A 25,402-nucleotide genomic window follows, 5' to 3' on the forward strand; every position below is an offset into this window, starting at 1 on the left:
CCTCGACTATGCCTGATCACGGATTCTCGTGAGCGATGTAGGGCGGCAGCGCGCGGTCACACACAGCTGCCAGCTTGGCCACCTCGGCGGCGTCGAAGCGCGGCGGATGGCGAATGATCCAGCGGTGCAACTGCCGGGCTCGCAGCAGCGGGATCCCGTTCACGGTCAAAGTCCGCCAGCGCGGCATCTTCGCGCCGTGTACCGCCACCACCGCGCCGACCTCCACGGCTCTGCCCGTGGCTTGGCGCAGCACCTGGGTGACTGCGCGCGCCTCGTACTCCAGCGGCCGCACCACCTTGGCGGCCGGCTGACGGCCGATGAACAGCGTGCCTCCGCGGCCGTGGATCTGTGTCCGGCGATCCCACCGCTTGGAGTCCACGCAGAAGATGCCGGTCGGTCCGATCACCAGGTGGTCGACGTTGGCCCTGCCACGCGGCAGCCGCCGGTCATGCAGCACGGTGTACCCGGCGAGCTCGAGCGAGCGCAGGAGCCGCGCCGTGGCACGCTCTCCGGCGGCGCCCTTGCGCCAGGCGGCGACGGAGGAGTGGGTGCGCCACTGGCGCACAGCATCGGCGGCAGCCGCCAGCGCGGCGGCGATCAGGGCGGCCTGCCAGCCCAACAGCCACCAGGCCGCCGCGCCGGCGACGAGTGCCAGGACGGTGCGCGCAGCCAGGCGGCGGCTGCGGGTGGCGGCCAGCTGAGCACGGTAGTGGGCTTCGGCAGAGGCGCCGGCGCGGTCGGGGCGGGGGACGGTCATGGTCTCTCCCGGGATGAGGAAGCGAAGAGGCTACAACAGCCGTAGCTCGGTGATGGTCCGGTCGACCAGCTCGGCGTCATCACGTCGTGCCCCGTCGGGGTGGTGGCCCTGCGCGCATGGGCGCAGCCGCACCACAGCGCGAGCGATCGCGGCGGGCAGCAGCCGGTCGAGGTAGTCGCCCACGTCACGGGAGGTGGCCTCCTTCCACAGGTAGGCGGTGCGCCAGGCGAGGTAGAGCATGCTGAGCTCCTCGATCACGTCCCAGTGCCGTGCCCAGCACGGCGCATAGGCGCGCTGAGCCTCAGGCCAGGCGAACAGCACGTCGCGGACCCAGTCGGCGAGCTCGGCCAGACACTCGGCCTTTTCGACATGGCTCATCCGTAGCCAGCACCACGGGCTCGGCGGATCCTCTCCCTTGCCGCCGGCCCCGCGGCCGCCGCCTTGTTCATCGGACGGGCCCGCCTGGGCCGCCTGCAGGACGGCGACCGCCGCGCTCAGGCTTTCTACGTGCGCGGCCAGTTCGGCGAGGACCTCGGCCGCCTGAGCGACGGCGGCCTGGTCCATGAAGTCGTCGTTGCTCATCCCTCGCCGCCTGATCCATCTGGCAGCTGTCTGGCACCGGTGCTTTCATCTCCCGCCGCGGCGGCCGCGGGCGAGCGACGACTGCCCGCTGCGAGGTCCCAAGGACGGTCAGGGCGTGGCCGTCGCTCCTGGAGGCCGAAGCGTGCGGTGCGCCGCCGGGCCAGCTCATCGCGGCGCGACTCGGCTCCGTCGAGGACCAGCCGGCCGCCCTCCAGGCGCGGACTGCGGCCTGGCCGGGCGGGGAAGTTGAGCCGCTGGTCGAGCGGACCGGCGAGTTCGCCACACCGACCAGCAGACCAGCCGCATCGCTACTGCCGCCGGCAGCCCCTGGAGCCGCTATGCCCCAGGCGACGACCACTCTCCGTGACGACCACGAGCTCAACCACAGCCAAATAGGCGACAGTTGATTACGCGAGGTCGCCAGAGTGGTACCCGGTCCAGGCCCACACGTCCGACGGCCCCGCCTGCACGGTCAGCGCCCCCTGCCCGCCCACCGCCCGGCCGACCTCCGCGGCGAAGCGCCGCAGCTCCTCGGCCGGGGTGTCGAGCTCGTCCGCGGCGACCACGAAGGCGAGATGGTGCCGGGCCACCTCGTAGCCCAGGGTCCGGCTCGCCGCCTCCTGGTCGATGCGCCGCCCGGCCAGGATGTCGTCCACGATCCGCCGCCGCGCCGCCTCCGTGCTGGCCTGCCAGCGGTCCCGCTCGGCGATGTACTCCTCGGCCATCCGGCTGGCGTGCGCGTCGGCGTAGGAGAAGAGCAACTCGCTGACCCGATGGCTCTCCGCCAGCCGCACCGGTTCGGGTTCGGCGTCGATGGCGTCCATCAACCGCTGGTGCAGGCAGGCGTGCCCGATCCGCACCCCGCGCAGCACCACATCCAGCGGGACGCCGCGCCGTACCAGCTCCGCGTTGCCCTCCACCGCCTCCACCGGCACCAGGTCCGGCGACGGGCGGGTGTCCCTGAACAGTCCGGTCAGCGCCGCCAGCACGGTGGCCTCCACCGAGCGCCGCAACGTCTCGAACGGCGTCCGCCCGCCACCGTAGGCGGGCACCTGCCGGATGACCTCCTGAGTCATCCACCCGGCGGTCTCCACCGCCCACCCCGTCGGGCCCTCCCCCAGCGTCTCGCGAGCGAAGTTCAGGGTGGCGGGGGACGCCGCGGGCGCAGGCCCGCCCTCCTTCGCCCGCAGACCCGGCAGCCACTGGCACGGAATGTCACTCACCTGGCCAGTCCTAGCACGGAGGACCCCGGCCGGTGGACTCCGGCCGGCGGACCCCGGGCGGTGGACAGCCGCCGCCCCGAGCCGTAAACGCACGAAACCCTGTGGTCGCCGGCGAGCAAAGCCCGCCCACTGGTGCCGAACCCGCGTGAGTTCCCGCTCCTGCGACGCCACGCCCTCGCCCGCCTGTCCGCAGGCCCAGGTCGGTGCCCATCGGCTCGGGCGCGGCCGGCCGTACCAGGTCGTGGACGCGGGCCGGCAGCCGCGGCCTCGCCGTTCTGGAGCGAAGGACGTGACGCATGCCGCGCCGCAGCGTTGGCGAACGTCAGCGCAGGCGGGGCAATTGCCCAGCTGAACGGGCACGCCGGAGGTAGACTGAAGAGACCGAGGACATTTCGTGCGTTGGCATTCAGGTCGGCGTCGCCCACGGCGATCCATCGCATGCGGCCCCTGCAGAGGGGCCCGGACGGACGACCATGACGCCGAGACTCCTTTCCAAGCCACCGCAGCCGCGTGCCGTCGCTGCCGCGCCGAGGCTCAGCCTGAATCCCGCGTCGAACCGGCAGGGCAGCGTCGACGGGGCCTGGTGGCCGCGCACACGTGACGCCGCCGCGGAACTGCCCGGGCTCATCGCCGCCGTCGACGAGCGGCTCGGCCGCAGCACGCTGCGTGTCGGTGTGCACCGGGACGCCTGGGAGAATCTCCCGCACCGCATCCCCGCACCGGGACGCCAGGTGAAGGTCGGCTGGTTCCTCAGCACCGATCCCCTGGTGATCACCCTTGTTCTCGTCGGGGTCGAACCCCTCACCCTGCTCATCATCCCGCCGGACACCGGCGACGGAGCCGCCGAGGCCGCGCTCGCACTCGCCGCCCAGGACCCGGCCGGCCGGTCGCCCGCCGAGTTCCTCACCCTCGCTCACCTGCCCGCAGGTCCCGAGCCTCTCGTGGACAGGCAGGACGGGGCAGGCGGCTGGGAGAACGAGGGCGGCCACCTGGCCGCGCGATCGTGACCATCCGCGCCCGCCCGCATCCCCTTCGCACCCTCCGATCGGAGAACCCCATGACCGCCATCGCCATCGCCCCGACCGGCAGAGCGGGACCTTCGGCTCCCACCACCGTCCACCTGTCCGGCGAGATCGACATCTTCACCAGCAAGGCGCTGCGCCAGCGGCTGCTCAGCACGCTGCTCTACAGCACCGGCGTGCTCGTCCTCGACCTGTCACGGGTGTCGTTCTGCGACGCCACCGGACTGGCCGTCCTGGTCGGCATCCAGCACCGCGCCCGCGCGCAGGGCGTCACCCTCGTCCTGACGGCCCCACGGCCGGACATGATCCGGCTGCTGCGCGTCACCGGGCTGGGGCGCAGCCTGCCGATGATGAGGTGAGCGCCCTCGCGGGGGTAAGGCCAGGGCTGATGGAGAGTGTCGACTGCGGGGCCCGGGTGCCCGTGGGATCATGAGCACCGCATCGAGTCGGTGAGCAGAAGGTACGGCCGGGCGAGCAGGGTGTGGCCGCATCGGTGGCGCGAGAGCGCGCAGGCGCAGGCGGCGGTGGCGCTGGAGTCGGCACTGGTGGTGGCGATCGGCGCGCTGCTCGGCATCGGGGCGGCCCGCCCCCCAGTCCGGGGTCAGCCCGGGGTCAGGCGGACCTGTCGCGGCGTTCGCGGGCCAGCTGCTCGCGCGGCACCAGCGTCGGGTTGACGCGGTCGAGCACGGTGTCGCGGGTGACCAGCACCCTGCCCACCTCCGCCCGGCTCGGCACCTCGAACATGACGTTGAGCAGGACCTCCTCCACCACCGCCCGGGCCGCCCTGGCGCCGGTACGGCGCAGCAGCGCCTGCTCGGCCAGCGCGTCGACGGCGCCCGCGGTGAACTCCAGCTCCACGCCGTCGAGCTCGAACAGCCGCTGGTACTGCTTGATCAGGGCGTTGCGCGGCTCGGTGAGGATGCGCCGCAGCGCCGCGGCGTCCATAGGCTGGACGGTCGTCACCACCGGCAGCCTGCCGACGAACTCGGGGATCAACCCGAAGGCCAGCAGATCGGCCGGCATGACCTCGGAGAGACCGCCCCCCGACTCGGAGCCCGGCGCGGTGCGTGGCACGGCGTGGAAGCCCGAGCCGCGACGGCCCGCCCGCCGTTCGATGATCTACTCGAGGCCGTCGAAGGCGCCGCCGACGATGAACAGCACGTCGGTGGTGTCGATCTGGACGAAGTCCTGCTGGGGGTGCTTGCGGCGGCACGGAGGCGACGGTGCCCTCCAGCATCTTCAGCAGGGCCTGCTGGACGCCCTCGCCCGAGACGTCGCGGGTGATCGACGGGTTCTCGCTCCTGCGGGCCACCTTGTCGATCTCGTCGATGTAGACGATGCCGCGTTCGGCCTTCCTGACGTCGTCGCCGGCCGCCCGCAGCAGCTGGACCAGGATGTTCTCGACGTCCTCGCCGACGTAGCCGGCCTCGGTGAGGGTGGTGGCGTCGGCGATGGCGAAGGGGACGTCGAGCAGGCGGGCGAGGGTCTGGGCGAGGTAGGTCTTGCCGCAGCCGGTCGGGCCGACCAGCAGGATGTTGGACGTGCCGAGCTCGACGGACTCGGCGGAGCCCCCGCCCGAGGCGGCCGCGTTGAGGCGTTTGTAGTGGTTGTAGACGGCCACCGACAGGGTCATCTTGGCGGCGTCCTGCCCGATGACGTACTGATCGAGGAAGTCGTGGATCTCGCGCGGCCTGGGCAGCGCGAGGTGCTTCCCGGCGTCGGTGGGCTCGTCTTCGGCGACGAGTTCGGTGCACACCGCGACGCATTCGTCGCAGATGGGGCAGACCAAGTACGAGAGAAAGGGACAGTGGGGTGTTGAGGTGCTGCTCAGAGGGTGTGTTTGTCGGATGATGTGACCCTCCGCCTGGGTTTGGTTGCGGCTTGATGAACACGGCCGTTCGGCAGGATTGATCACCGCTACGGTTTTCGGTGTCTGGACGCCGGGATCGAGGCGAGGGTCGGCCTGGGATGACGTGGATCGAGCGGACCGCCTATCCGCAGTTCAAGCGGCTGACGTCGGCGCGGGTGCTGCACGTGTTCTTCACGCCGTCGCCGGAGGAGGTGGCCTGGGCCGACCAGCGCACCGGCAGCCCCGAATCGTGCTTCGCGCTGGTGCTGGCGTTGAAGTGCTTTCAGAAGATGGCGCGTTTCCCGTCCCCGGACGAGATCCCTGACGTGGTGGAGCGCAGTCGCCGCGACACTGTCGTGCTGTCGGATCGATGACGACCGGCGTCCCGGAAAATTCTTCAAAGAAATTCGGGAGGAGGAGTCGGATCGGGGCGGTGGTGTTCGTAGCAGGGGTGAGGCCGCCCGCAAGGGGCGGCGCCAAGGCAAAGGAACCGCGATCATGAAGCTGACGACCATGACTCAGGTCACCATCGATGGAGTGATGCAGGGAAACGGCGCCGCGTCGGATGACCGCAGGAACGGATTCGAGCGCGGCGGATGGGCCCGGGGGAAGGGCGACGACGAGACCAGGACGTTCATCACGCAGACCTACCAGCGCGCAGAGGCGTTCCTGTTCGGCCGGCGCACCTACGAGCTGTTCGCCGGCTCCTGGGGATCAATCGACCAGATGCGCGCACATCCCATCGGCGTGGCCTTGAACGAGGCCCCCAAGTACGTTGCCTCGACCACGCTCACCGCGCCGCGTTGGGAGGACACGACCGTTCTCCGCGGTGACCTCGCGGCGGCCATCAGTGAGCTGAAGGCCAAGCCCGGGGGTGAGCTGCAGGTGCACGGCAGTGGCATCCTGACCCAGTGGCTGCTGGAGAACGACCTGGTCGACGAGATGATTCTGATCGTGATCCCGGTGATCCTCGGCCAGGGCGCGAGACTGTTCCCGGAGACCGGTCCGGATCTTGCGCTCGACCTGGTCGAGTCGCGGGTCGACTCGAAGGGTGTGACGATCCAGGTCTACCGGCCGGCCGGGCGCCCGCGGTATGCAACGGCCTGAAGTCCCTGACCACCGATCCACGCTGTCTCGACACCACAGGAGATGATCTTCAGATGCAGTACCTGGTTTCCGTGATCGATGACAAGAGCAATCCCGGCAGCACGGACAGGCGGCCTGCCATCAGCGCGTTCAACGAACGACTGATCGCCGAGGGCTACTGGGTTTTCGCGGGCGGACTCGCCGACACCGACGCGGCCACGGTCATCGACAACCGGGGCGAGCAGGCGGTGTTCAGCGACGGGCCTTTCGTGGAGTCGAAGGAGTACCTCGCCGGCGTCTGGGTGTGGGAGGCCCCCGATCTGGATGTGGCGCTCAAGCTCGCCGCCGAGGCGTCGAAGGTCTGCGATCGGAAGGTCGAGGTGCGGCCGTTCCTGTGAGCGACGTCGAGGAGGCGATCACCCGGGCCCACCACGACGAGTGGGCGCGGGTGGTGGCCGCCCTGACCAGGCGTTTCGGTGACCTCGACATCGCCGAGGAGGCGGCTGCCGAGGCGTTCGCGACCGCCGTGGAGCGGTGGCGGGCCGACGGCGTACCGCCCAATCCCGGCGCGTGGCTGACCACCACCGCCAACCGCAAGGCCATCGACCGGATCCGGCGTGAGAACAAGCGCGACGACAAGCACAGGGAGGCTCAGATGACGTACGACGACCCGCCCGAGCCTGTTGGCGCCATCGATGACGACCGGCTCCGGCTGATCTTCACCTGCTGTCACCCGGCGCTGGCGATGGAAGCCCGCGTGGCGTTGACGCTGCGCATGGTCGGCGGTCTGACCGTGCCCGAGATCGCCCGTGCCTTCCTGGTGCAGGGGACCACCATGGAGCAGCGCATCACCCGCGCGAAGGCCAAGATCAAGGCGGCTCGCATCCCCTATCGGATGCCGTCCGCCGACGATCTGCCGGCTCGTGTCTCCGGCGTCCTGGCCGTCCTGTTCCTCGTCTTCAACGAGGGCTACCTGGCCAGCGGCCCCGACACCGACCCCGTACGACACGACCTGACCACCGAGGCGATCCGGCTCACCCGCCTGATCCGCGCGCTCCTGCCGCAGGACGGAGAAGTGGCCGGGCTGCTGGCGCTGATGCTGCTCACCGAGGCCCGCCGCACCGCCCGGATCTCGGCGAACGGCGAACTGGTCGCGCTCGACGAGCAGGACCGTGGGGCCTGGGACGCGGAACTGATCGCCGAAGGTCATCGGCTGGTGCGCGAGCGCCTGGCCGCTGCCGCTGCCGGGGTGGCTCCGGGTCGCTACCAGATCCTCGCCGCGATCAACGCGGTGCACACCTCCGCCCGTGACATCCGCGACACCGACTGGTCGCAGGTCCTCGCCCTCTACGACCAGCTCGTCCGCCTCGACCCCTCGCCGATCATCGCGCTCAACCGGGCCATCGCCGTGGCCGAGCTCGACGGGCCGGAGGTGGCACTGGCCATCGTTGACCGCCTCGCCGAGGCGTTGGCCGGCTATCACGCCTACCACGCCACCCGCGCCGACCTGCTGCGCCGGCTGGGCCAAAGTCAGCAGTCACGCGCGGCCTACGACCGGGCCATCGAGCTCGCCGGCAACACCGGCGAGACCGCCTACCTCACCCGCCGCCGCGACCAACTGCAGTAGCGCCCGCGCTTGAAGAGCGCACTTGGTACAGCGATGAAAGGCGACGCGGAACGCTGCACTATTGACATGTCAGACGCCAACGCCGATACCCAAGGCCAGTCGTTTCCTGTCTTCACGTTCGCGCATTTGTTCGGCTTCGATCTGATGCCGCGTATCCGCAACTGGAAGGGCCTGACCTTCTTCCAGCACAGCGACCAGGTCACCTACCACCACATCGACTCCCTGTTCCGCGGCGAGGGCGGCAACCGCAACGTAATCGACTGGGAACTGGTGGAGAAGATGTGGCTTGACCTGATGCGGGTGGCGATCTCCATCCGCGAGGGCCGCCTCAACTCCGTCACCCTGCTACGCCGGCTGGGCTCCCACTCCCGCAAGAACGAGATCTACCGGGCCTTTCGCGAAGTCGGCCGTAGTGGGCGCACCGTGGCACTGCTCCGGTTCCTGGCCGACCCTGCTCTGCGACGGCGCATCACCGCCGTCACCAACAAGGTCGAGGGCTTCAACGGCTTCTCCGGCTGGTTGCGCTTCGGCAACGACGGCGTCATCGCCGACAACGACCCCGCCGAGCAGGAGAAGATGATCAAGTTCAACTCCCTGCTGGCCAACTGCGTGATCTTCCACACCGCGCTGGACATGACCGACGTGCTGCGCCAGCTGCTGGCCGAGGGCTGGCAGCCCGAGCAGAGCTCCGACATCACCGCCGCCGACATCGCGCAGCTGTCGCCCTACCTGACCGCGCACATCAGCCGGTTCGGGCTGTATGCCACCGACGTGCTGCGCCTGCGTCCCGACGACTTCGACCCCGACCTGTCCCAGATCGACTTCACCGACCTGGCCGCTGCCGCGTAGAACCACCTTGTTTCTGGGGCTCACCTGCGGTCGTGTGCCGGCTCAATCGCCGGCTTTCCCGCAGAGGGGCCTGGAGTGACCAGCCCAACCTCGTAGGCGAGGACCACCGCCTGCACCCGGTCGCGAAGATCCAGCTTGGCCAGGATATGCGCGACGTGAGTCTTCACCGTGGCCGGGCTGAGGACCAGCCGGTCGGCCAGCTCGGCGTTGCTCAATCCGGTGGCCATCAGGCGCAGCACCTCCAGCTCGCGGGATGTCAGGTCAGACAGGTCACGGTGAACTGGCCCGTCGCGGCGGGTGAAGCGCTCGACCAGGCGGCGGGTGATGGCCGGGGCGAGCAGGGCGTCGCCCGTGCGTACCAGCCGCACCGCGGCCACCAGCTGTTCGGGGGTGACGTCCTTGAGCAGGAAGCCGCTGGCTCCCGCGGTCAGCGCGGCGTAGACGTACTGGTCGAGGTCGTAGGTGGTCAGGATGAGGACGCGCGTGCCGCCGGTGCCGCCCGTGACGATGCGTCTGGTGGCCTCGATGCCGTCCATGTCGGGCATACGGATGTCCATCAGGACCACATCGGGGGTGGTCTGCCGGACGGCGGCGACGGCTTGCGCGCCGTTGGCCGCCTCGGCCGCCACCTCGATGCCGTCGGCGGTGAGGATCATCGCGAACCCGCTGCGCACCAGCGCCTGGTCATCGGCGATGACCACGCGCAGGGACCCGCTCACGCTCTGCCCCACGGCAGGTGCGCTTGGACCACGTAGCCGTCGCCTGCCGGCCCCGCCCGCAGGGTGCCGCCGTAGATCGTCAGCCGTTCGCGCAGTCCGGTCAGCCCTCCGCCCTGCCCGTCTCCCGCTCGTGCCGCGTGTGCGCCGCCGGTATCGGTGATCTCGATCTCCATCCAGTCCCCGTGGTAGCGGATCGCGACCGACGCCCTCGCGCCGTCGGCGTGTTTCATGGTGTTGGTCAGCGCCTCCTGCACCACGCGGTAGGCGGCCAGTTCCACCCCGGGCGGCAGCGGGCCGGGCGGCTCGGCCACGGCGGCACTCACCGTCACTCCGGCCGCGCGCACCCGCTCGATCAGCGAATCCAGCTGGTCCAGCCCCGGCTGCGGCTCCAGTCCGTCGGCCGGGATCTGCGCGGGCTCGCCGCCCGGGCCGGCCAGCAGGCCCATGACGTGCCGCAGCTCGGCCATCGCCGCCCGGCCGCTGGCCTCGACCGCCAGCATGGCCTGCTTCGAGCGTTCCGGCGCGGCGTCCATCACCTTGCGCGCGGCTCCGGCCTGGATCACCATCACGTTCACATTGTGGGTGACGACGTCGTGCAGCTCGCGCGCGATCCGGGAGCGCTCCTGCTCCACGGCCCGGCTCATGGCCTGCTCTTGAGCACGGCTGGCCTCGTCCGACCGTCGGCGCCACAGGCGAACCGCGCCGGCCACCACCCCGGCGCTCAGCAGGACAGTGAACGGCCCCAGCCAGTCGGGCAGGCGCCCAACAGAGTCCTGGAAGGCCACGCCCGCCAGCACCGTCGCCAGCACAAGCCCACCGATCGCCGGTGCCCAGTGCCGACTGTGCGCCACAGCGCTGTAGGAGGCGAAGGCACAGGTCGCCACAGTGATCCAGGTGGCGTCATCGTGCGTGGCCAAGGCGGCCAGCAGCACCGCCCAGAAGACGCCGAGCGGGCTCAGCCGCCGCACCGCCAGCGGCAGGGCGGTCGCGATCACCAGCAGCAGGAGCGGGCCCTGAGCTGGTTCCGGCGAGGGCACGCCAGGGTACGCTCCCTCGACTGACGGGACGATCACGGGTTGCAGCCGCAAGGACCCGGCCAAAGGCACCCGATGGGCGCCGTCGGGGCTGGAGGCGGCCGCCGACACCGCCAGGACGGTCAGGACGAGCGCCACCAGCAGGTCGGCCACCAGCACCCGCCGGGACGGGCGAGGACGCCACTGGTCGGGGCGCAGAAGATCCAGCCACGTTGATACCACCCAGGCATTGTCCTGTATGTCCGATAAGCGGCGCGTCGGTCCGCGTGCCTACATCGCAAGGATGACCTGGCCCGAGATATCGGCACGACGGCCGACGCGGTACGGCACGGCCCACTCCTAGCGTCATCGCCGTACCTCTTCGAAAGGCGAATTCATGCGTCATATGGCCTTCGCGACCGGCTTGCTCGTCATGGCGATCACCACCTCATGCGCGTCGGTGTCGGCTCCGGAGACGGGGAGCGTCTCGGTGGACCGCCCGTCCCGCAATCCCTCCCCGAACGCCCCCGCAGAGCCGCCCAAGACAGCGCGTACCGTCGCGCTTTCGCTCCCGAAGCCGACCGGCTCCCAGCCCGTCGGCACCACCTCGCTGCACCTCACCGACACCTCCCGCCCCGATCCCTGGGATCCCGGTTCGAAGGCCAGGGACCTCATGGTCTCGCTGTGGTACCCCGCCACGAAGACGGGCGGGCGGGCGGCGCCGTACATGAGCATCAAGGAGTCGGAGCTCACCTTGAAGGGCTCCGGCGTCACCGGCGTCCCGTCCGATCTGCTCGCCCACACGAGCACCCACGCCGTCAGCGTCGCCCCACCGGCGGGCAAGGCGCGCGAGCTGCCCCTGGTCGTCCTGTCCCCCGGCTTCCAGAAGACGCTCAGCTCACTCACCGGCCTCGCCGAGGACCTGGCGAGCAAGGGCTACGTCGTGGCCGCCATCAGCCACACGCACGAAAACCTCGCCACCGTCTTCCCCGACGGCCGCGTGGCCACTTGTACGGCCTGCCAGGTCGAGCCACACGACCAAGCCTTCTGGGACAAGGTCGGCGCCATCCGGGCCGACGACGTCTCCTTCGTCCTCGACGAGCTGACGAGCCCAAGCCCCAGCTGGGAGGGTGCCCGGCTCATCGACCCGGCCAAGATCGCCATGGTCGGCCACTCGGCGGGCGGCGCCAGCTCGGTGGCGGCCCTGCTGAAGGATCCCAGGATCAAGGCGGGCATGAACATCGACGGCCTGGCCATCGTGCCCGTGCCGACAAGCGGGCTGGGCAAGCCCTTCCTCTTCCTCGGCGCGCAGGCCACCCGCACTCCGGGCAGCCAGGAGGCCACCTCGTGGGAGACGGCCTGGCAGCACATGTCCGGGTGGAAGCGCTGGCTGGTGGTCGCCGGCACCGAACACGCCTCCTTCACCGACACCGCTCTGCTCGGCGAGCAGGCCGGTTTGGATACCGGCGCCACGATGCCCGCCGCCAGGTCGATGGAGATCACCCGCGCGTACGTGGCCGCCTTCCTCGACCTGCACCTGCGCGGCACACCACAGCCCCTGCTCGACCAAGCCTCGGCGAGCTATCCAGAGGTCAAGGTCTGCGCGGTCGAGCAGAAAAGCTGCGCCTGACCTCTGACAAGGAGCCGGGGCTCTCGAACTCGGCGACAGGCTTCCAGGTGGCGACCGAGAGGCGGCCGTCTCACCCGCGCTACCGTTTGACACAAGCCACTCGCTTGCGCTGAAACGGGAACGTATGGGGGCGAGGAACGCGGGAGGCCGGAATGTCCCACCCCATTGCTCAGCGCTCGCTGTCGCCGGGCGCGAGCAGACTAGTGAGCTCGGCGATGGCTTCCGGGGAGGGATGGAAGTAGCGGCGCAGATTCTCCGGTTTCTTGTGCCTCGACTTGGCCATCAGCAGCAGCAGGCTCGCTCCGGCCTCCCCGAGGTGTGTCAGGAGGGCCGAGTGCCGGAACTCGTGCAGGTCCCAGCCCGTGCCCGGACCGCCGGTGGCGGTGTGCTCATCCAGCAGGGCACGGGCCTGCCCATACGACAGCCGGGCCAAGCGATGCCCAAGATCTCTTCCGACTGCCCGGCACTCTCATACAGCATCCGATACAGAGTCTTCTCCCTCAGATGCACCTCCCGGCGGGCGATCAACCGGTCGATGGCCATGCGCGAACGGACCGGGGTGTCGGAGTCTGGAACCGTCAGCCGCTTGGTCCACGCCGGAACCACCGGCGCCTCATGGCCGCGCTCCCGGCACCACCCCAGCCAAGACAGCACCGACGCGCGGCGCGCGTTCCAGGTGTTGACCGCCGCGGTGCCCCACAGCAGTTCCAGGCTCCACCGATCTCCTCGTCCGCGACCGCCGCCAGGGGCCGGCCCTCGCCGAGCCGCTCAGCTATCTTGCCCACCCCGATCCCGTAGGCGCGGATCGTGTTCGGGTTGCCGAGCGAGTCGAGGAAGACGTCGGCTGCAGTTCGGACGGTGAGCGGCTTCCCGACCGGCAGGCGCACGACGGTGACCACTACTTGGGGTGCCGGTAAGAATCGTGTCACCAGCCGCAGTGCGCCACGAGGCGCTGTTTTATCCGGATGGAGGTGGAAGACCGTCCATCTCTCCGCCGTCGTAGCGGTGGGGCAAAGCTGGAGGCAGCCGTAGCCGGGGATTGCCGGTGAGGGTGGGAGCAGCCTCGACAAAGTCGGGTCGGCCTGGCACTGCCGGATGGGCCGGGCCCGGTGAGCGAGACGAGAAGGTATACGCGAGGAACCGGTGTTGTTACGCCTCTTGAGGTGACGCCAGCTCAAACCCGACGACCGCCGGAGATCGAGAGGAGACACCGGCAGGCACTCCGCAAGGCGGGATCCTCTCCCCGCTGTTGGCAAACATCGCCCTGTCAGCGCTGGATGAGCACTTCGCTCAGCAATGGCAGGAGTTGATGGGCACCAGCTACAAGCGGGAGAAGCGCAGGAAGAACGGCCTGGCCAACTGGCGGCTTATCCGTTTCGCCGACGACTTCGTCGTCATGGTGATCGGAGAACGCCACGACGCCGAGGCCCTGCGCGAACAGGTGGCGGCCGTGCTCGCCCCGTTGGGGTTACGGCTGTCGCCGGAGAAGACCCGCGTGGTCCACATCGACGAGGGCTTCGACTTCCTCAGCTTCCACATCCGCCGGATGCGGAAGAGAGGGACGAATAAGCGCTACGTCTACACCATGCCGTCCAAGAAGGCCATCCAGTCGATCAAGGACAAGGTGAAGGCGAAGACCTACAGGTCAACCCGCAATATGAGTCTGGCTGAGCTGCTTGTCGATCTCAACCGGACTCTGCGCGGATGGGCGAACTATTTTCGGCACGGGGTGTCCAAGGATGTGTTCACCACGATCGACAGCCTCGCCTGGGGTCGTATCGCGAACTGGATCTTCCGCAAGCACTCCCGGCTCAGCAGGCAGGAGATGCGCCGCAGATTCTGCCTGCCGGGTACCTGGAAGATCGCCCATGACGGTATCGAATTCACCGGCGCCGCCAGCGTCGCAGTGACTCGCTACCGCTACCGCGGGGCCAAGATCCCAACCCCGTGGACCCCGACACCGGCAGCCGCCCAAGCCAGCGGCTGACCAACGGTCACGACACGTGGAGAGCCCGGTGCCTTGAGAGGGGCACGCCGGGTTCGGCGGGCGGGCCGGGGAAACGGACTGATCGCAAGGTCAGCACCGCGCCCCGGCCCGACCCAACAACGAGCGGGCGCTGGTACGGCTGGCGCCAACCGTACCGTCAGATCCTCAACTGTGATTTTGTACAGAATCGATCGTCACGGACACCGGCTCTTACAGCGACATCGTGTTCGGGCTGCTGACCCTGGCCGGCTACAGCTACGCGCCTCAGCTGGCCGACCTGCCGGATCAGAAGATGTGGCGCACCCACAAGACGGCCGACTACGGGCCGTTCAACGACGTCGCCCGCGGCCGGATCAACCTCGCGAAGATCGAGCGGCACTGGGAGGACATCCTGCGGATCATCGGCTCCATCCACACCGGCGCCGTCCGCGCGCACGACGTGATCCGCATGCTGAGCCGCGACGGCAGCCCCACCCAGCTCTGCGACGCGATCGCCCACTACGGGCGGATCTCCAAGTCCCTGCACATCCTGCGCCTGGCCGACGAGCCCGACTACCGGCGGCAGATCAAGACCCAGGCCAACCTTCAGGAGGGCCGCCACGACCTGGCCCGGAAGATCTTCCACGGCCGCCGCGGGCAGCTCTACCAGCGCTACCAGGACGGCATGGAAGACCAGATCGGCGCACTCGGCCTGGTCCTCAACGCCCTCGTGCTGTTCACGACGCGCTACACGGACGCCGCGGTGAACCAGCTGCGCGCGGACGGCTTCGACGTCCGTGACGAGGACGTCGCTCGGCTCTCGCCGTTCGTGCGCCACCACGTCAACGTGCTGGGCCGCTACTCCTTCCGGCTGCCCGATCTGCCCGGCGGTATGAGACCCCTGCGTGACCCAGACGCGGCCGATGAGTAGACCGGGAGGAAGGAGATAGCCGCCGACCCCGGCCGTGGTCTGGCGGCACACGGCCGCCGGACAAGGTCGCCCACGGCCGAAATCAGACGCCTTCGCGCAGGTACAGGTCGCGCAGCAGGCCGATCTCGCCGCCGTGATGCGCGACCTCCTTCAGAGCGTGCAGCGCGAGCTTCAGATACGTCTCATCGGCCCAACCGCCGGGGCCCAGGCCTATCGGCGCCAACAGGCGCTCGTCGCCGAGGGCTGCGATACGGGAGATGAAGTGCTCCCAGTCCTCGGCGAGCGCCTGGACGCCCTCTTTCGCGGTACCCGGCCACTCGTGGCGGTCGCCGAACTCGGGAACGTCCTCGAAGAAGTGGATCACATAGCCGCGCAGGCAGAGGCTGCCGATGTGCCAGATGCGCCAGGCGATCGTCGTGACGGGGTCCGGCGCCTCCGGACTCGATTCCGGAATTAGCGTGGCGACGCGGAAGACGCCGTCGTCGCCGGGGCGGATGCTGATGCAGTCGCTGACCGGCTCCCAGTGGTACTCGGCGTCGGTCAGGTCCTTCAGGCGCTCGAACAGCCGGTATCGCACGTTTTCGAAGATCGCGAGAATGTCCCGCGTGGCGGGGTCGGGCACGATCATGTCAGCCATGTCAACTCCAGGGCTCGGTGGTTTCGGGTCGGTCGGGATGATCAGGATCGACGGGTCGGCCGACTCGGTCACGTGCCGCCTCGGCGTGTGTCGCCGGGTGCGAGCAGGCTGGTGAGTTCGGCGATGGCGTCCGGCGACGGCTTGAAGTAGCGGCGGACGTTCTCCGCCTTCTTGTGCCGCGACTTGGCCATCAACATCAGCAGGCTCGCCCCCTGCTCCCCGAGGTGGGTCAGCCCGGAGTGCCGGAACTCGTGCAGATCCCAGCCTGTGCCCGCCCCGTGCAGCGCGGTGTGCTCGTCCAGCAGGGCGCGGGCCTGGCCGTACGACAGCCGGGCCAGCCCGGAATCCGGGCACACGTCCCGCGACGAGACGACCTTGCCCGGCCCGGGGCGGCGGTGAGTGACGAACACCGGGCCGCGGGTGCGGTTCTTCAGCAGCCGCGGCAGCAGCCGGGCGGTGCCGGCGTCCCAGTACACGGGCTCCAGCACGAAATCCTCGCGGGCCTGGCCGCGGCGGCGGGCCTTGGACTGCGCGCCGGCCTTCACCAGCGCGCGGCGGCCAGCGAAGTCCAGGTCCTCGATGTTCAGCGGCAGGATCTCCTCCGCCCGCGCCACGGTCTCGTACAGCATCCGGTAGAAGCACTTCTCCCGCAGGTGCACCTCGCGGCGGGCGATCAGTCGGTCGATCGCCATCTTCGAGCGCGCCGGCGTCTCGGAGTCCGGCGGGGTCGCTTGGACCAGGCCGGCACCTCCGGGCCGTCGAAGCCGCGCTCGGCGCACCAGGCGAGCCAGGACAGCACCGCCGCCCGGCGGGCGTTCCAGGTGTTCACCGCCGTCGAGCCCCACAGCGCTTCGAGGGCCTCGCCGATCTCGTCGTCCGCGACCTGCCCGAGCGGCCGGCCCTCGCCGACCCGTTCGGCGGTCTTGCCGACCCCGATCGCGTAGTTCCGCACCGTGTTCGGGTTGCCGAGCGCGTCGAGGAAGGCGTCCGCGGCGCCGCGGACGGTGAGCGCCTTCCCGGCGGGCAGCTGCGCGACGGTGGCCACCGCTTCCCCCTTGCCACAGATAACAGGGCCGCTTCGCGTAGCGGCCCGGAACCGCCGCCGCAGGTCGCGATCAACGATGCCCCAGATAATAGGGCATTATCCGTGGCAACACTCGACCTCAACCATCGCGAACACCTCCCTCTACCCGCTCCAAGATCATCCCAATGTGGGGTTTTGGGCTTATGTGGGCTGACCCCCGTGTAGGCCATCTGCGCCACAGCGCGCCGCCGAAGATGGCGCCAGCACCTCCACCTTGCTCGCCTCCCTGGCTCGCTACGTCCGCGTTTCCCCCGAAGCCCTGGCCCGCTGGCAAGAAGGCCGTGATCCGGCTGCTCGACGCCGGTGACCTTACGGTGAGGCGCGGCGCGTGGCGCAGCATGTCCACGGTACTGCGGGGCAATGCCGCCATTGTCGTGGTTAACACCGGGTATATATTCGAATTAAGGAGCAAACCATCGTCTTCGGGGGAGTGCGATGGTCGGAGATCTGCCGCGGCGACTCGTCGCGGAAGCCATCGGAACGATGTTGCTCATCCTTTTCGGCGCCGGATCGATCGTGGCCGCGCTGGTCATCGGTAACGGCCAGTTGGACTACGCCGGACTCGGCATCATCTCGCTGTCTTTCGCCGTGGTCGTTGCGATCGTCATCTACGCGTTCGGCAGCACTTCGGGCGCGCACATCAATCCAGCAGTCACCATCGCTCTGGCTGTAGGGCGCCGATTCTCGTGGGCTGAGGTGCCGTTCTACATTGGCGCTCAACTCGTCGGCGCGTTCGTCGGTGGTCTGCTCATCGTGGGCGGATTCGGCCGACGGGCGGTCGAGCTGGGCGGTGTTGGGCTTACCCGTCTCGGAGAGGGGGTGAGCTACGGGCAGGGCATTCTGCTCGAGGCGCTCGGGACGTTCCTGCTCCTGCTCACGATCATGGCGCTGGCGGTCGACCGCCGGGCGCCGACCGGCTGGGCCGGCCTGATGATCGGACTCGCCGTGGCGGGCGAGATCTTCGTGATCGGTCCGTTCACGAACGGTTCGGTCAATCCGGCCCGCACCTTCGGGCCGTACCTGACGAACAGCCTGTTCGGCGGTGACACGCCGTGGGCGCAGTTCGGCGTCTACATCGCCGGCCCGGTCATCGGCGCGGTGCTGGCCGTCGTGGTGTACGACCTGGTGGCCCGCCCGACCCACGAGGTGCCCGAGAGGGCCGAGCAGGGTGCCGCCGGGGAGATCGTCGGTGCGCGGGAGCCGCAGGGCGCGGCGCCCGAAGCCACCCGGCCGACTGCCGCGGGTGACATCCCGGGGGCCCGTCAGCCGCACGACGATCAAATTCGGGATCGCGTGGGGCACGGAGGCCGCCGGCGATGGCGTCCAGGCCGAGGGAGGTGATTCCGCGCGATTCCATGAACGACTACTCGTCCGCCACTTTCGTGCAAGGGAGGGTACGTCATGCCTGGCAATAGGGGAGTCGTATACGACGGTCCAGGCAAAGTCGAGGTACGCGAGACTAACTATCCCGATTTCGAGCTCAAGGATGGCCCGGGAGTAAATCCGGCCAACGTCGGGCGCAAGCTGCCACACGCCGCGATTCTCAAGGCCGTCGCGACGAACATCTGCGGCAGCGACCAGCACATGGTCCGCGGCCGCACCACGGCCCCGCCGGGGCTCATCCTTGGCCACGAGATCACCGGCGAGGTCGTCGAGACCGGCCCTGATGTGGAGTACATCAAGACCGGCGACCTCGTATCCGTTCCGTTCAACATCTCCTGCGGCCGCTGCCGCAACTGTAAGGAGCGCAAGACCGGCGTCTGCGAGAACGTCAACCCTGACCGGCCGGGTTCGGCGTACGGCTACGTCGACATGGGCGGCTGGGTGGGTGGACAGGCCGAGTACGTCCTGGTTCCCTATGCCGACTGGAACCTGCTCAAGTTCCCCGACAAGGACCGGGCCATGGAGAAGATCCTTGATCTCGCCATGCTCTCGGACATCTTCCCGACCGGTTTCCACGGCTGCGTCACCGCAGGGGTGAAGCCGGGGTCGAGCGTCTACATCGCCGGCGCCGGTCCGGTCGGGCTCGCCGCGGCCGCCTCGGCTTTCCTGCTCGGGGCCGCCGTGGTCATCGTCGCCGACCTGAACAAGGAGCGTCTGGACCAGGCTCACAGCTTCGGCTGCGAGACCATCAACGTGACCTTGGGCGAGCCGAAGGATCAGATCATGCACATCCTTCGCGAACCGGAAGTGGACTGCGCCGTCGACGCCGTCGGCTTCGAGGCTCGCGGTCACGGTAACGAGGCGGAGGTGGAACGGCCCGCCGCCGTACTCAACACGCTCATGGACGTCACCCGGGCGGGTGGCGCACTCGGAATCCCCGGCCTGTACGTGACCGGAGACCCGGGCGCGTCGGACGAGGCCGCCAGGCAGGGATCCCTGTCCATTCGGATCGGTCTGGGCTGGGCGAAGTCGCACAGCTTCACCACCGGCCAGTGCCCCGTCATGCGGTACAACCGCCAGCTCATGATGGCGATCCTGCATGACCGGGTACAGATCGCGAAGGCGGTCAACGCCACACCGATCCCGCTCGACCAGGCACCGCGGGGCTACCACGAGTTCGACGAGGGGGCTGCACGCAAGTACGTGCTGGACCCGCACGGCATGCTCAGCAAGGCGTCCTAGCGACGTCCCTTCCCTGCGAGCGGTAGGTCAGCGTGCAGCGGTCCGCGATCGTCATGCGGGGGAGCATCTGGAGCGGGGTGTCGCGGCGGATCTGTTCGTAACTCACCGGTTCCGCTGACCGAGCAGGCGCGTCCGCGCCGATAGCTTGTCGGTGACGATCTCTATCGTCTGCCCAAGAGCCTGTTGAAAGCGGACGCGCCCCCGACTCGGTCGAGCCGGGGGCGCGTCACGAGGTCAGCCTCAGGGTTGCTTCCACGGCTCGAAGTACGCGACCGTCGCGAAGTCGATCTCCAAGGCGTCGGGCGGGCTGCCGCCCGTCGCACTCGATCCGGTCACGAAGATCCGCACCCCGGCGCCGTCGGTCGCGTCCACGGCGAGCGCGAGCTCGTCACCCGAACCAACGGCGATGTCCTGCCAACGCTCCTGGTCGACGGCTATGTCGCCGGCGTGTTGCGGCCGGCCGGGGATGGGATCGAGGCCACCGCGTTCCATCCGTTGCCCGGCCAGGTGTGGGACGAGCTGGCCGCCGAGGCGCAGGCGCTGGCGGCGCTGCTGGCCGACCGCGAGCCGGGGGTTTACCGCCGCTATGACCGCTGGTGGTCCGATCTACCCGGTGCGGAGGTACGGATCGTCCGGTAGATGGATCATGGCTTGGCGCGAGGGAACTGGGAGGAAGGCAGGTCAGCGAAGTGGAGACACCTGTTTACGCGATGTCGCCAGTGCGTGTTACCACTGCCGCACTGGCGACATCGTCGCGCAGCCCCTCGGTGGTGATCGTGACTCCCGATTGGCTCATACCTCTCGCCCTTTCGGTCAGGGCTCGTCGCCCTCGGTCAATGCCCGCAGCACCTTGGCCTGCTCCACATCGGTTCCCTCGGCCCGCATCCGGGCCGCCTCCTCGCCGGTGAAACCCGCCGCACGCCAGGCCGCCACCTCCTCGATCGGCATGCCGGCGCGCCAGAACTCAGCCATCAGCGAAATAGCGTCCTGCCCCGAGGCGAGCACCCGTTCGGCCTCGCGGGCGGACAGGCCGAGCGCGTCGAAGACCCGCGCCTGTCCCGCCTCGACGCGGGGCATGACGAGCATCGGAAAAGTCCCGTTAGCAGAGCAGAGTTGAGCGCCTTACCGTGACTTTCCGTTCGGATGCGCCTCGCTGGAGGGTTTCCGCAGGTCATAGCGCGTAGAGCGGGCTATTGGGCTGTGATGTGCCGATCCAGGCGGGAAGTGATCCACACGAAGCGCAGTCGATCATGGTCCAGGTGTCACGGCGGCGGTGACGCGGGCGGCGTAGACCCCCGGTGTGCTTTGCGCTCAACCGGCCCGGCGCCCTTTGGATTTGACCGTGGGGGCGGAATCGACCAATTCCGCCCCCACCCTGACGACACCGGCTCAGGCCGGGGCGGGCAGATGGATCGAGGCGAGTTTGGCCGGGTCGACGACGATGTGGATGCCGGTGATCCGGCCTTCGGTGACTGTGAAGGCGATGGCGGAGAGAGGGGTGCCGTCGGGGCGCCAGGACATGTGGCCGGGGATGCCGTTGACCAGCACGGGTCGGTGGCGGGCGACCTCGCCGAAGAACATGCGGGCGCCGGCGGCGACCTCGGTGGCGCCGAGGGTGACGACCATGCCGTCGGAGGTGTCGACGGTCAGCTTCACGTTCGGGTCGAGGACACGCAGGAGCGCTTCGAAGTCGCCGCTGAGCGCGGCGGCGCGGAATGCCTGGACGACCTCTTGGTGCTCGCGGCCGGGGCCCGCCGGCCGGTCCGTGGCTTGGACCTTGCGGCGGGCGCGGCTGGCGATCATCTTGGTGGCGTCGGCGGATTTGCCCAGAATCTGGCCGATTTCGTGGAACGGGACCGCGAACATGTCGTGCAGGACGAACGCCAGGCGCTCGCTCGGGGTGAGCGAGTCGAGCACGACGAGCAGGGCGAGGCCGACCGAATCGGCCAGCGCCACCTGCTCGTCCGGCGCGGGGTCGTCGGCGGGCGTCACCACGAGGTCCGCAAACTCGTGCCCGTAGGCGGTCTCGGGGTGGGCTTGGCGGGATCTCAGGAGGTCCAGGCTGATTCGGCCGACCACGGTGGTCAGCCAGCCCGCCAGGTTGCCGATGGTCGCCTCGTCCTGGCGGACGAGGCGCATCCAGGCTTCCTGGACCACGTCCTCGGCGTCGGCGTGTGAGCCCAGCGCGCGGTACGCGAGGGCGCGCAGCCGATCGCGCTGGGCTTCGAACGCCTCGGTCACGAGGCCGGACGGGTGGGCGGTCACGGCTTTCGCTGCTGACGGAGCGAGACCCGGTTGCCGTCCGGGTCCGCCGCCTCGATGCGGACCCCGAACGGATAGTCCACGGGTTCGGACTCTTCGAAGGTGACGCCGCGCTGGCGCAGGATCTCGAAATCCTTTCGCAAATCGTCGGATTCGAGGATCAGCGGACCGGGCGCGGCATGCTGGCCCACGTCGCCCGGCTGTCCCGCGGCCGCGCATGCGACCACAGGAGGATCTGCACCGGGCTATCGGGAACGCCGACGGTGAGGAACCGTCCGTCGGGCCCCGAGAAGTCGATCCGCTTTTCCAGGCCGAGTCCCTCGGTGTAGAACTCCAGCGCGCGGTCCTGATCGGTGACGTAGATCGTCACGTACATGATGTTGGTCAGCATCCTGTTCTCGATTCACTCGTTGGTGCGACGACCGTTCGCATTCGGTCGTCGCACCTATGACGAGTGCCGACGGGAAAAGGTAACAGGACCGGTCTGCCGGAGCGGTTACCAGGCGCATGCGGTGTGGCTCGGCAGCACGCGTCCAGGCCCAGCACATGATTCAGCTGATCGAGACGGAACACACCCCCGCCAGGGAGTAGGGCCACCAGCCACCAGAATCGGTGGCCGCCCATCACCAGATCTTGGCCGTGTACCACCAGGTCCGGTTGGCCACTACCAGCCTGGGGGTGGGGTGTCTGATCAGGTGCTGGTCGGCTGGGGCTGCGCGGTGGTCTGTTCGTCGTGGTCGCGGAGCATGCGCAGGACGGTGGCGGGTGATGGGTGCTGGCCCTTCTTCTTGCCTGTGGTGATGACGAGCCGGGCGGCGATGTCGCGCAGGCTCAGGTTTTGTTCGCGCAGGTGGAGGGCGTGGGAGAGCATGGCGTCGTCGGTGACGGTGGCGCCGCCGATGTTCTTGCCGCGGGTGCGGGCGGACTCGTGGCCTTCGAGGGTGCGGTCGCGGATGTACTCGCGTTCCATGCCAGAGAGGGCGGCCAGCACGGTGAAGACCACTCCGGCCGGGTCGTGTGATTCCTGACCTGCTGGTGGGTCTTGCCGCAGAACGTGCAGGTCAGCGGGTTGGCGATGCGGGCCACCGGGGTCAGAGGGTGACCGGCAGCGTGAGCAGCCGCCAGGTGCCGGGGTCGGGGGCGCGCCGCGCCTCGTGCGGGGCGGCGGCCGGCGCCAGGTCGGGGTAGCGGCGCAGCAGCGCGGTCAGGGCGACCTCGGTCTGGACGCGGGCCAGTGCGGCGCCGAGGCAGAAGTGCGGGCCGTGGGCGAAGCCCAGGTGCGGCGCGGTGCCGGCGGGCCTGCCCAGGTCGAGGGTCTCGGGGTCGGTGAAGACGCGGGGGTCGCGGTTGGCGCCGGCGATGGAGACGCTGACGGCCTCGCCCTTGTGGATCAGCGTGCCGCACAGTTCGACGTCCTCGCGCGCGTAGCGGGGAATCGACAGCAGCTGCGGGCCGCACCAGCGCAGGAACTCCTCCACCGCGCGGGGCATGAGGACCGGCTCCTCGCGCAGCCGCGCCCGCTGCTCGGGGTGGGTCAGCAGGACGTGCACGGCGTTGGCGATGAGGTTGATCGGCGTCTGCCCGGCCAGGACGACATTCCAGACCATGGTGATCATCTCGGTGTCGCTGAGTTTGTCGCCGTCCTCGGCCTGGGCCGTGAGGAGGTCGGTGAGCAGGTCGTCGGCCGGTTCGGCGCGCCTGAGGGCGAGGGCGTCCCTGGCTCCGGCCACGATGCCGGGGATGGCGGCGCCGAAGCCCTCCCCGGTGCCGGCGGCCACGGCGGCGCCGTACTCGCGCCAGCGGGGCCGGTCGGCCTCGGGGATGCCGACCAGTTCGCAGATGACGTCGATGGGCAGCGGGCGGGCGAAGTGCGGGAGCAGGTCGACGGCGCCCCCGTCGAGGTGGTCGGGCAGCTCGTCCAGGAGCGCCTCGACGAGCGGTTCGATGCGGGGCCTGAACTCGGCGGCGCGCCTGGCGGTGAAGGCTGGCGCGACCAGCCTGCGCAGGCGCAGATGCGAGGGCGCGTCCATCTCCGTCATGGTCCGCAGGTACGGCCGGCAGTCCTCGGGGACGCCGGGCGGCGGGGTGAAGCTGCCGGAGGTGATCTCGAAGCGGGGGTCGCCGAGCACGGCCCTGGCCTCGTCGTAGCGGGTCAGCACCCACACCGAGAAGCCGGGAGCGCTGACGCGGGCCAGCGGCGCCTGCTCGCGGGCCCGGCCGTAGGCGGTGAAAGGGTCGCGCACCACGTCGGGGTCGGTGAGGTCGATCTCGGGGACGCCGCTGGTCATGAAGGACTCCAAAATCTCGAATGATCGGATCAGATGATGCTGTCATCTGAATGGCCACGGTATCTTGGTTTCGCGACGAACGGCAACGCGGAGGAGGCCGATGGACCGGCTCAGCAGGGCGCAGACGCAGCAGCTCAACCGCGCCAAGGTGCTGACCTCCGCCAGAGCCGAGTTCGCCGAACGCGGATATCGCGACGCCAAGGTCGACGGCATCGCCGAACGCGCGGGCCTGACCCGCGGCGCGGTCTACTCCAACTTCCCCGGCAAACGAGCCCTGTACTTCGCCGTCCTGGCCGACCTGGCCGAACGCGCCCCCGAACCAGACCAGCCGGGCCGAGCGGCCGACCTTGCGGCCGGTCGGGAGGCCGGGCAGGCGCTGGGCGCCTTCGCCCGCGCCTGGGTCGCCAGGCTCCCCCTGACCACCGACGACCACGACGGCGCCAGGCTCGGCACGGACCTGCTGGCCGAGGTGATGGCCGACGAGCGCACCAGGCTGCCGTTCGCGCAGCTGACGAAGCTGCAGGCGATCGTGCTCGGCCTCGCCCTGGAGCGGCTGCGCCCGCCGCAGGCGCCGCCCGCCCGCCTGGTGCACGTCGCCGAGGCGGTGCTGACCACCCTGTACGGCGCCGCCCAGCTGGCCGCCGCCGCGCCCGGCTTCGTCGAGCCGTTCAACGTCGTCACCGCCTGCGAGCGCCTGGCCGGGCTCGACCCGCACGACACCTGGCCGCCCCCGCACCTGCCCTGGATCCCGCGAGCGCGCCCCGCCGACGAGCCGTGGTCGCCGCCATCGGCCGCCGACGTGCTGCGCGCCGAGCCCGTACGCCCTGACGAGGACGGCGTGCTGGCCGTCCTCGGGCTGCACCGGCTGGAAGCCGTCGAGGAGGCGGTGCGGGCCGCGCCGCAGGGCGCGCGGGTGACCGCCGTGCTGGTCACCGGCGACCCGGGAGAGCTGGCGCCGCTGGCCAGGCTGGTCCTGGCCGAGCTGCGGCACGGCCTGCGCCAGGCGTTCGCGCCGCAGGACTGGCCCGCGCTGCGGGTGGTCTTCGACGAGAGCGGCGAGCTCGCGGCCGCGGCGGGCCTGCGCGCCGTCAGCGACGGCACGGAGGCCGCCGTCGCCGTCAGCGGCGCCCGCGTCGTGGCCCGCGCCGACGGCCGCGGAGCCTGTCACGCCGCCGCCTCCGTCCTGCACGACCACCCCGTCGCGAGCCGCGAGTTCACCGCGAAAAGCGATTGACGCGCATTGCTAGCGTGG

Annotated in this window: 28 protein-coding genes and 4 pseudogenes; 15 read left to right on the forward strand and 17 right to left on the reverse strand. The window is 69.7% G+C overall.

What is annotated here, in order from left to right; translation table 11 throughout:
- Positions 1–16 precede the first annotated feature (16 nt).
- The 3 genes from H4W81_RS12890 to H4W81_RS12900 form a co-directional block, all read right to left on the reverse strand.
- Entirely contained in the window at positions 17–757 is a 741-nt protein-coding gene (locus H4W81_RS12890; protein ID WP_192775033.1) for a nuclease-related domain-containing protein, read from the reverse strand.
- Between the two features lie 30 nt (positions 758–787).
- Positions 788–1,339, reverse strand: coding sequence for a hypothetical protein (locus tag H4W81_RS12895; protein WP_192775034.1), 552 nt, complete (start codon positions 1,337–1,339; stop codon positions 788–790).
- Between the two features lie 407 nt (positions 1,340–1,746).
- Positions 1,747–2,562 carry an RsbRD N-terminal domain-containing protein gene (locus tag H4W81_RS12900; protein WP_192775035.1) on the reverse strand — a complete coding sequence of 272 codons (816 nt, stop codon included), beginning with the start codon at positions 2,560–2,562 and terminating at the stop codon, positions 1,747–1,749.
- Between the two features lie 473 nt (positions 2,563–3,035).
- On the opposite strand from H4W81_RS12900, the gene H4W81_RS12905 reads away from it, so the two are divergent.
- On the forward strand, positions 3,036–3,569 hold the full coding sequence (locus H4W81_RS12905) for a DUF5994 family protein (protein ID WP_192775036.1): 534 nt from the start codon (positions 3,036–3,038) through the stop codon (positions 3,567–3,569).
- A 50-nt stretch (positions 3,570–3,619) separates the two neighbouring features.
- A complete protein-coding gene (locus H4W81_RS12910) occupies positions 3,620–3,943 on the forward strand; it encodes an STAS domain-containing protein (RefSeq protein WP_192775037.1) in 324 nt (107 codons plus the stop codon).
- Positions 3,944–4,196: 253 nt separating this feature from the next.
- Here the strand turns inward: H4W81_RS12910 and clpX are convergent.
- A pseudogene (gene clpX, locus H4W81_RS12915) lies at positions 4,197–5,361 on the reverse strand (ATP-dependent Clp protease ATP-binding subunit ClpX); the annotation flags it as partial.
- A 191-nt stretch (positions 5,362–5,552) separates the two neighbouring features.
- Here clpX and H4W81_RS12920 point away from each other — a divergent pair.
- The 5 genes and pseudogenes from H4W81_RS12920 to H4W81_RS12940 form a co-directional block, all read left to right on the forward strand.
- Positions 5,553–5,765: pseudogene (locus tag H4W81_RS12920) on the forward strand (DUF4158 domain-containing protein); the annotation flags it as partial.
- 166 nt (positions 5,766–5,931) lie between these two features.
- Positions 5,932–6,540: a dihydrofolate reductase family protein gene (locus tag H4W81_RS12925; RefSeq protein WP_192775039.1), complete on the forward strand. Its 609-nt coding sequence runs from the start codon at positions 5,932–5,934 to the stop codon at positions 6,538–6,540.
- Positions 6,541–6,593: 53 nt separating this feature from the next.
- Complete coding sequence (locus tag H4W81_RS12930; protein ID WP_192775040.1) at positions 6,594–6,917, forward strand: YciI family protein; 324 nt, start codon at positions 6,594–6,596, stop codon at positions 6,915–6,917.
- Entirely contained in the window at positions 6,914–8,146 is a 1,233-nt protein-coding gene (locus H4W81_RS12935; RefSeq protein ID WP_192775041.1) for an RNA polymerase sigma factor, read from the forward strand. The genes H4W81_RS12930 and H4W81_RS12935 overlap by 4 nt, the downstream gene beginning before the upstream one ends.
- A 60-nt stretch (positions 8,147–8,206) precedes the next feature.
- Positions 8,207–8,995: pseudogene (locus H4W81_RS12940) on the forward strand (Tn3 family transposase); the annotation flags it as partial.
- A gap of 20 nt (positions 8,996–9,015) precedes the next feature.
- On the opposite strand, the gene H4W81_RS12945 reads toward H4W81_RS12940, so the two are convergent.
- Together H4W81_RS12945 and H4W81_RS49285 are read right to left on the reverse strand one after the other, a co-directional pair.
- Positions 9,016–9,714 carry a response regulator gene (locus H4W81_RS12945; protein WP_192775043.1) on the reverse strand — a complete coding sequence of 233 codons (699 nt, stop codon included), beginning with the start codon at positions 9,712–9,714 and terminating at the stop codon, positions 9,016–9,018.
- The gene (locus H4W81_RS49285) at positions 9,711–10,970 is read right to left on the reverse strand and encodes a sensor histidine kinase (protein ID WP_318781708.1); all 1,260 of its coding nucleotides are present in this window, start codon (positions 10,968–10,970) and stop codon (positions 9,711–9,713) included. Before H4W81_RS49285 ends, H4W81_RS12945 begins: the two co-directional genes overlap by 4 nt.
- 154 nt (positions 10,971–11,124) lie before the next feature.
- Here H4W81_RS49285 and H4W81_RS12955 point away from each other — a divergent pair, with 154 nt between their 5' ends.
- Positions 11,125–12,357 carry an alpha/beta hydrolase family protein gene (locus H4W81_RS12955; RefSeq protein WP_225958585.1) on the forward strand — a complete coding sequence of 411 codons (1,233 nt, stop codon included), beginning with the start codon at positions 11,125–11,127 and terminating at the stop codon, positions 12,355–12,357.
- A 169-nt stretch (positions 12,358–12,526) separates the two neighbouring features.
- Here H4W81_RS12955 and H4W81_RS47065 read toward each other — a convergent pair whose 3' ends face one another.
- Entirely contained in the window at positions 12,527–12,790 is a 264-nt protein-coding gene (locus H4W81_RS47065) for a site-specific integrase (RefSeq protein WP_225958586.1), read from the reverse strand.
- Positions 12,791–13,576: 786 nt separating this feature from the next.
- Between H4W81_RS47065 and H4W81_RS48530 the strand changes: the two are divergent.
- The 3 genes and pseudogenes from H4W81_RS48530 to H4W81_RS12970 form a co-directional block, all read left to right on the forward strand.
- Positions 13,577–13,885: pseudogene (locus H4W81_RS48530) on the forward strand (reverse transcriptase/maturase family protein); the annotation flags it as partial.
- 57 nt (positions 13,886–13,942) lie between these two features.
- Entirely contained in the window at positions 13,943–14,344 is a 402-nt protein-coding gene (locus H4W81_RS48535; protein WP_264083287.1) for a group II intron maturase-specific domain-containing protein, read from the forward strand.
- 190 nt (positions 14,345–14,534) lie between these two features.
- Positions 14,535–15,254: a Tn3 family transposase gene (locus H4W81_RS12970; RefSeq protein ID WP_318782500.1), complete on the forward strand. Its 720-nt coding sequence runs from the start codon at positions 14,535–14,537 to the stop codon at positions 15,252–15,254.
- A gap of 82 nt (positions 15,255–15,336) precedes the next feature.
- Here the strand turns inward: H4W81_RS12970 and H4W81_RS12975 are convergent, their stop codons facing one another.
- From H4W81_RS12975 to H4W81_RS47075, 3 genes are all read right to left on the reverse strand, one after another.
- On the reverse strand, positions 15,337–15,891 hold the full coding sequence (locus H4W81_RS12975; RefSeq protein WP_192775044.1) for a DinB family protein: 555 nt from the start codon (positions 15,889–15,891) through the stop codon (positions 15,337–15,339).
- A gap of 68 nt (positions 15,892–15,959) precedes the next feature.
- Positions 15,960–16,583: a site-specific integrase gene (locus H4W81_RS47070; protein ID WP_225958587.1), complete on the reverse strand. Its 624-nt coding sequence runs from the start codon at positions 16,581–16,583 to the stop codon at positions 15,960–15,962.
- Positions 16,565–16,936 carry a hypothetical protein gene (locus H4W81_RS47075; RefSeq protein WP_225958588.1) on the reverse strand — a complete coding sequence of 124 codons (372 nt, stop codon included), beginning with the start codon at positions 16,934–16,936 and terminating at the stop codon, positions 16,565–16,567. The genes H4W81_RS47070 and H4W81_RS47075 overlap by 19 nt, the downstream gene beginning before the upstream one ends.
- A 474-nt stretch (positions 16,937–17,410) precedes the next feature.
- Between H4W81_RS47075 and H4W81_RS12985 the strand changes: the two genes are divergently transcribed.
- On the forward strand, positions 17,411–18,316 hold the full coding sequence (locus tag H4W81_RS12985; RefSeq protein ID WP_192775045.1) for an MIP/aquaporin family protein: 906 nt from the start codon (positions 17,411–17,413) through the stop codon (positions 18,314–18,316).
- Between the two features lie 60 nt (positions 18,317–18,376).
- Positions 18,377–19,600 carry a formaldehyde dehydrogenase, glutathione-independent gene (gene fdhA, locus H4W81_RS12990; RefSeq protein ID WP_192775046.1) on the forward strand — a complete coding sequence of 408 codons (1,224 nt, stop codon included), beginning with the start codon at positions 18,377–18,379 and terminating at the stop codon, positions 19,598–19,600.
- Positions 19,601–19,840: 240 nt separating this feature from the next.
- Here the strand turns inward: fdhA and H4W81_RS12995 are convergent, their stop codons facing one another.
- The gene (locus H4W81_RS12995) at positions 19,841–20,092 is read right to left on the reverse strand and encodes a hypothetical protein (RefSeq protein WP_192781467.1); all 252 of its coding nucleotides are present in this window, start codon (positions 20,090–20,092) and stop codon (positions 19,841–19,843) included.
- Here H4W81_RS12995 and H4W81_RS47080 point away from each other — a divergent pair.
- Positions 20,024–20,239, forward strand: coding sequence for a hypothetical protein (locus H4W81_RS47080; RefSeq protein WP_420538751.1), 216 nt, complete (start codon positions 20,024–20,026; stop codon positions 20,237–20,239). The genes H4W81_RS12995 and H4W81_RS47080 overlap by 69 nt on opposite strands.
- A gap of 174 nt (positions 20,240–20,413) precedes the next feature.
- Here H4W81_RS47080 and H4W81_RS13005 read toward each other — a convergent pair whose 3' ends face one another.
- The 6 genes from H4W81_RS13005 to H4W81_RS13025 all read right to left on the reverse strand — a co-directional run bounded on the left by H4W81_RS13005 (position 20,414) and on the right by H4W81_RS13025 (position 24,150).
- The gene (locus H4W81_RS13005) at positions 20,414–20,677 is read right to left on the reverse strand and encodes a hypothetical protein (protein WP_192775047.1); all 264 of its coding nucleotides are present in this window, start codon (positions 20,675–20,677) and stop codon (positions 20,414–20,416) included.
- 312 nt (positions 20,678–20,989) lie between these two features.
- Complete coding sequence (locus tag H4W81_RS13010; RefSeq protein ID WP_192775048.1) at positions 20,990–21,865, reverse strand: sigma-70 family RNA polymerase sigma factor; 876 nt, start codon at positions 21,863–21,865, stop codon at positions 20,990–20,992.
- Complete coding sequence (locus H4W81_RS47085; protein ID WP_225958590.1) at positions 21,862–22,053, reverse strand: VOC family protein; 192 nt, start codon at positions 22,051–22,053, stop codon at positions 21,862–21,864. The genes H4W81_RS13010 and H4W81_RS47085 overlap by 4 nt, the downstream gene beginning before the upstream one ends.
- Positions 22,023–22,253: a VOC family protein gene (locus H4W81_RS47090; RefSeq protein WP_225958591.1), complete on the reverse strand. Its 231-nt coding sequence runs from the start codon at positions 22,251–22,253 to the stop codon at positions 22,023–22,025. The genes H4W81_RS47085 and H4W81_RS47090 overlap by 31 nt, the downstream gene beginning before the upstream one ends.
- A 300-nt stretch (positions 22,254–22,553) precedes the next feature.
- Positions 22,554–22,865 carry a serine integrase family protein gene (locus H4W81_RS13020; RefSeq protein ID WP_225958592.1) on the reverse strand — a complete coding sequence of 104 codons (312 nt, stop codon included), beginning with the start codon at positions 22,863–22,865 and terminating at the stop codon, positions 22,554–22,556.
- Positions 22,866–22,953: 88 nt separating this feature from the next.
- Entirely contained in the window at positions 22,954–24,150 is a 1,197-nt protein-coding gene (locus H4W81_RS13025; RefSeq protein WP_192775049.1) for a cytochrome P450 family protein, read from the reverse strand.
- 100 nt (positions 24,151–24,250) lie between these two features.
- On the opposite strand from H4W81_RS13025, the gene H4W81_RS13030 reads away from it, so the two are divergent.
- Positions 24,251–25,384, forward strand: coding sequence for a TetR/AcrR family transcriptional regulator (locus H4W81_RS13030; RefSeq protein WP_192775050.1), 1,134 nt, complete (start codon positions 24,251–24,253; stop codon positions 25,382–25,384).
- Positions 25,385–25,402 lie beyond the last annotated feature (18 nt).

The sequence above is a fragment of the Nonomuraea africana genome (assembly GCF_014873535.1).
GTDB classification, from domain to species: domain Bacteria; phylum Actinomycetota; class Actinomycetes; order Streptosporangiales; family Streptosporangiaceae; genus Nonomuraea; species Nonomuraea africana.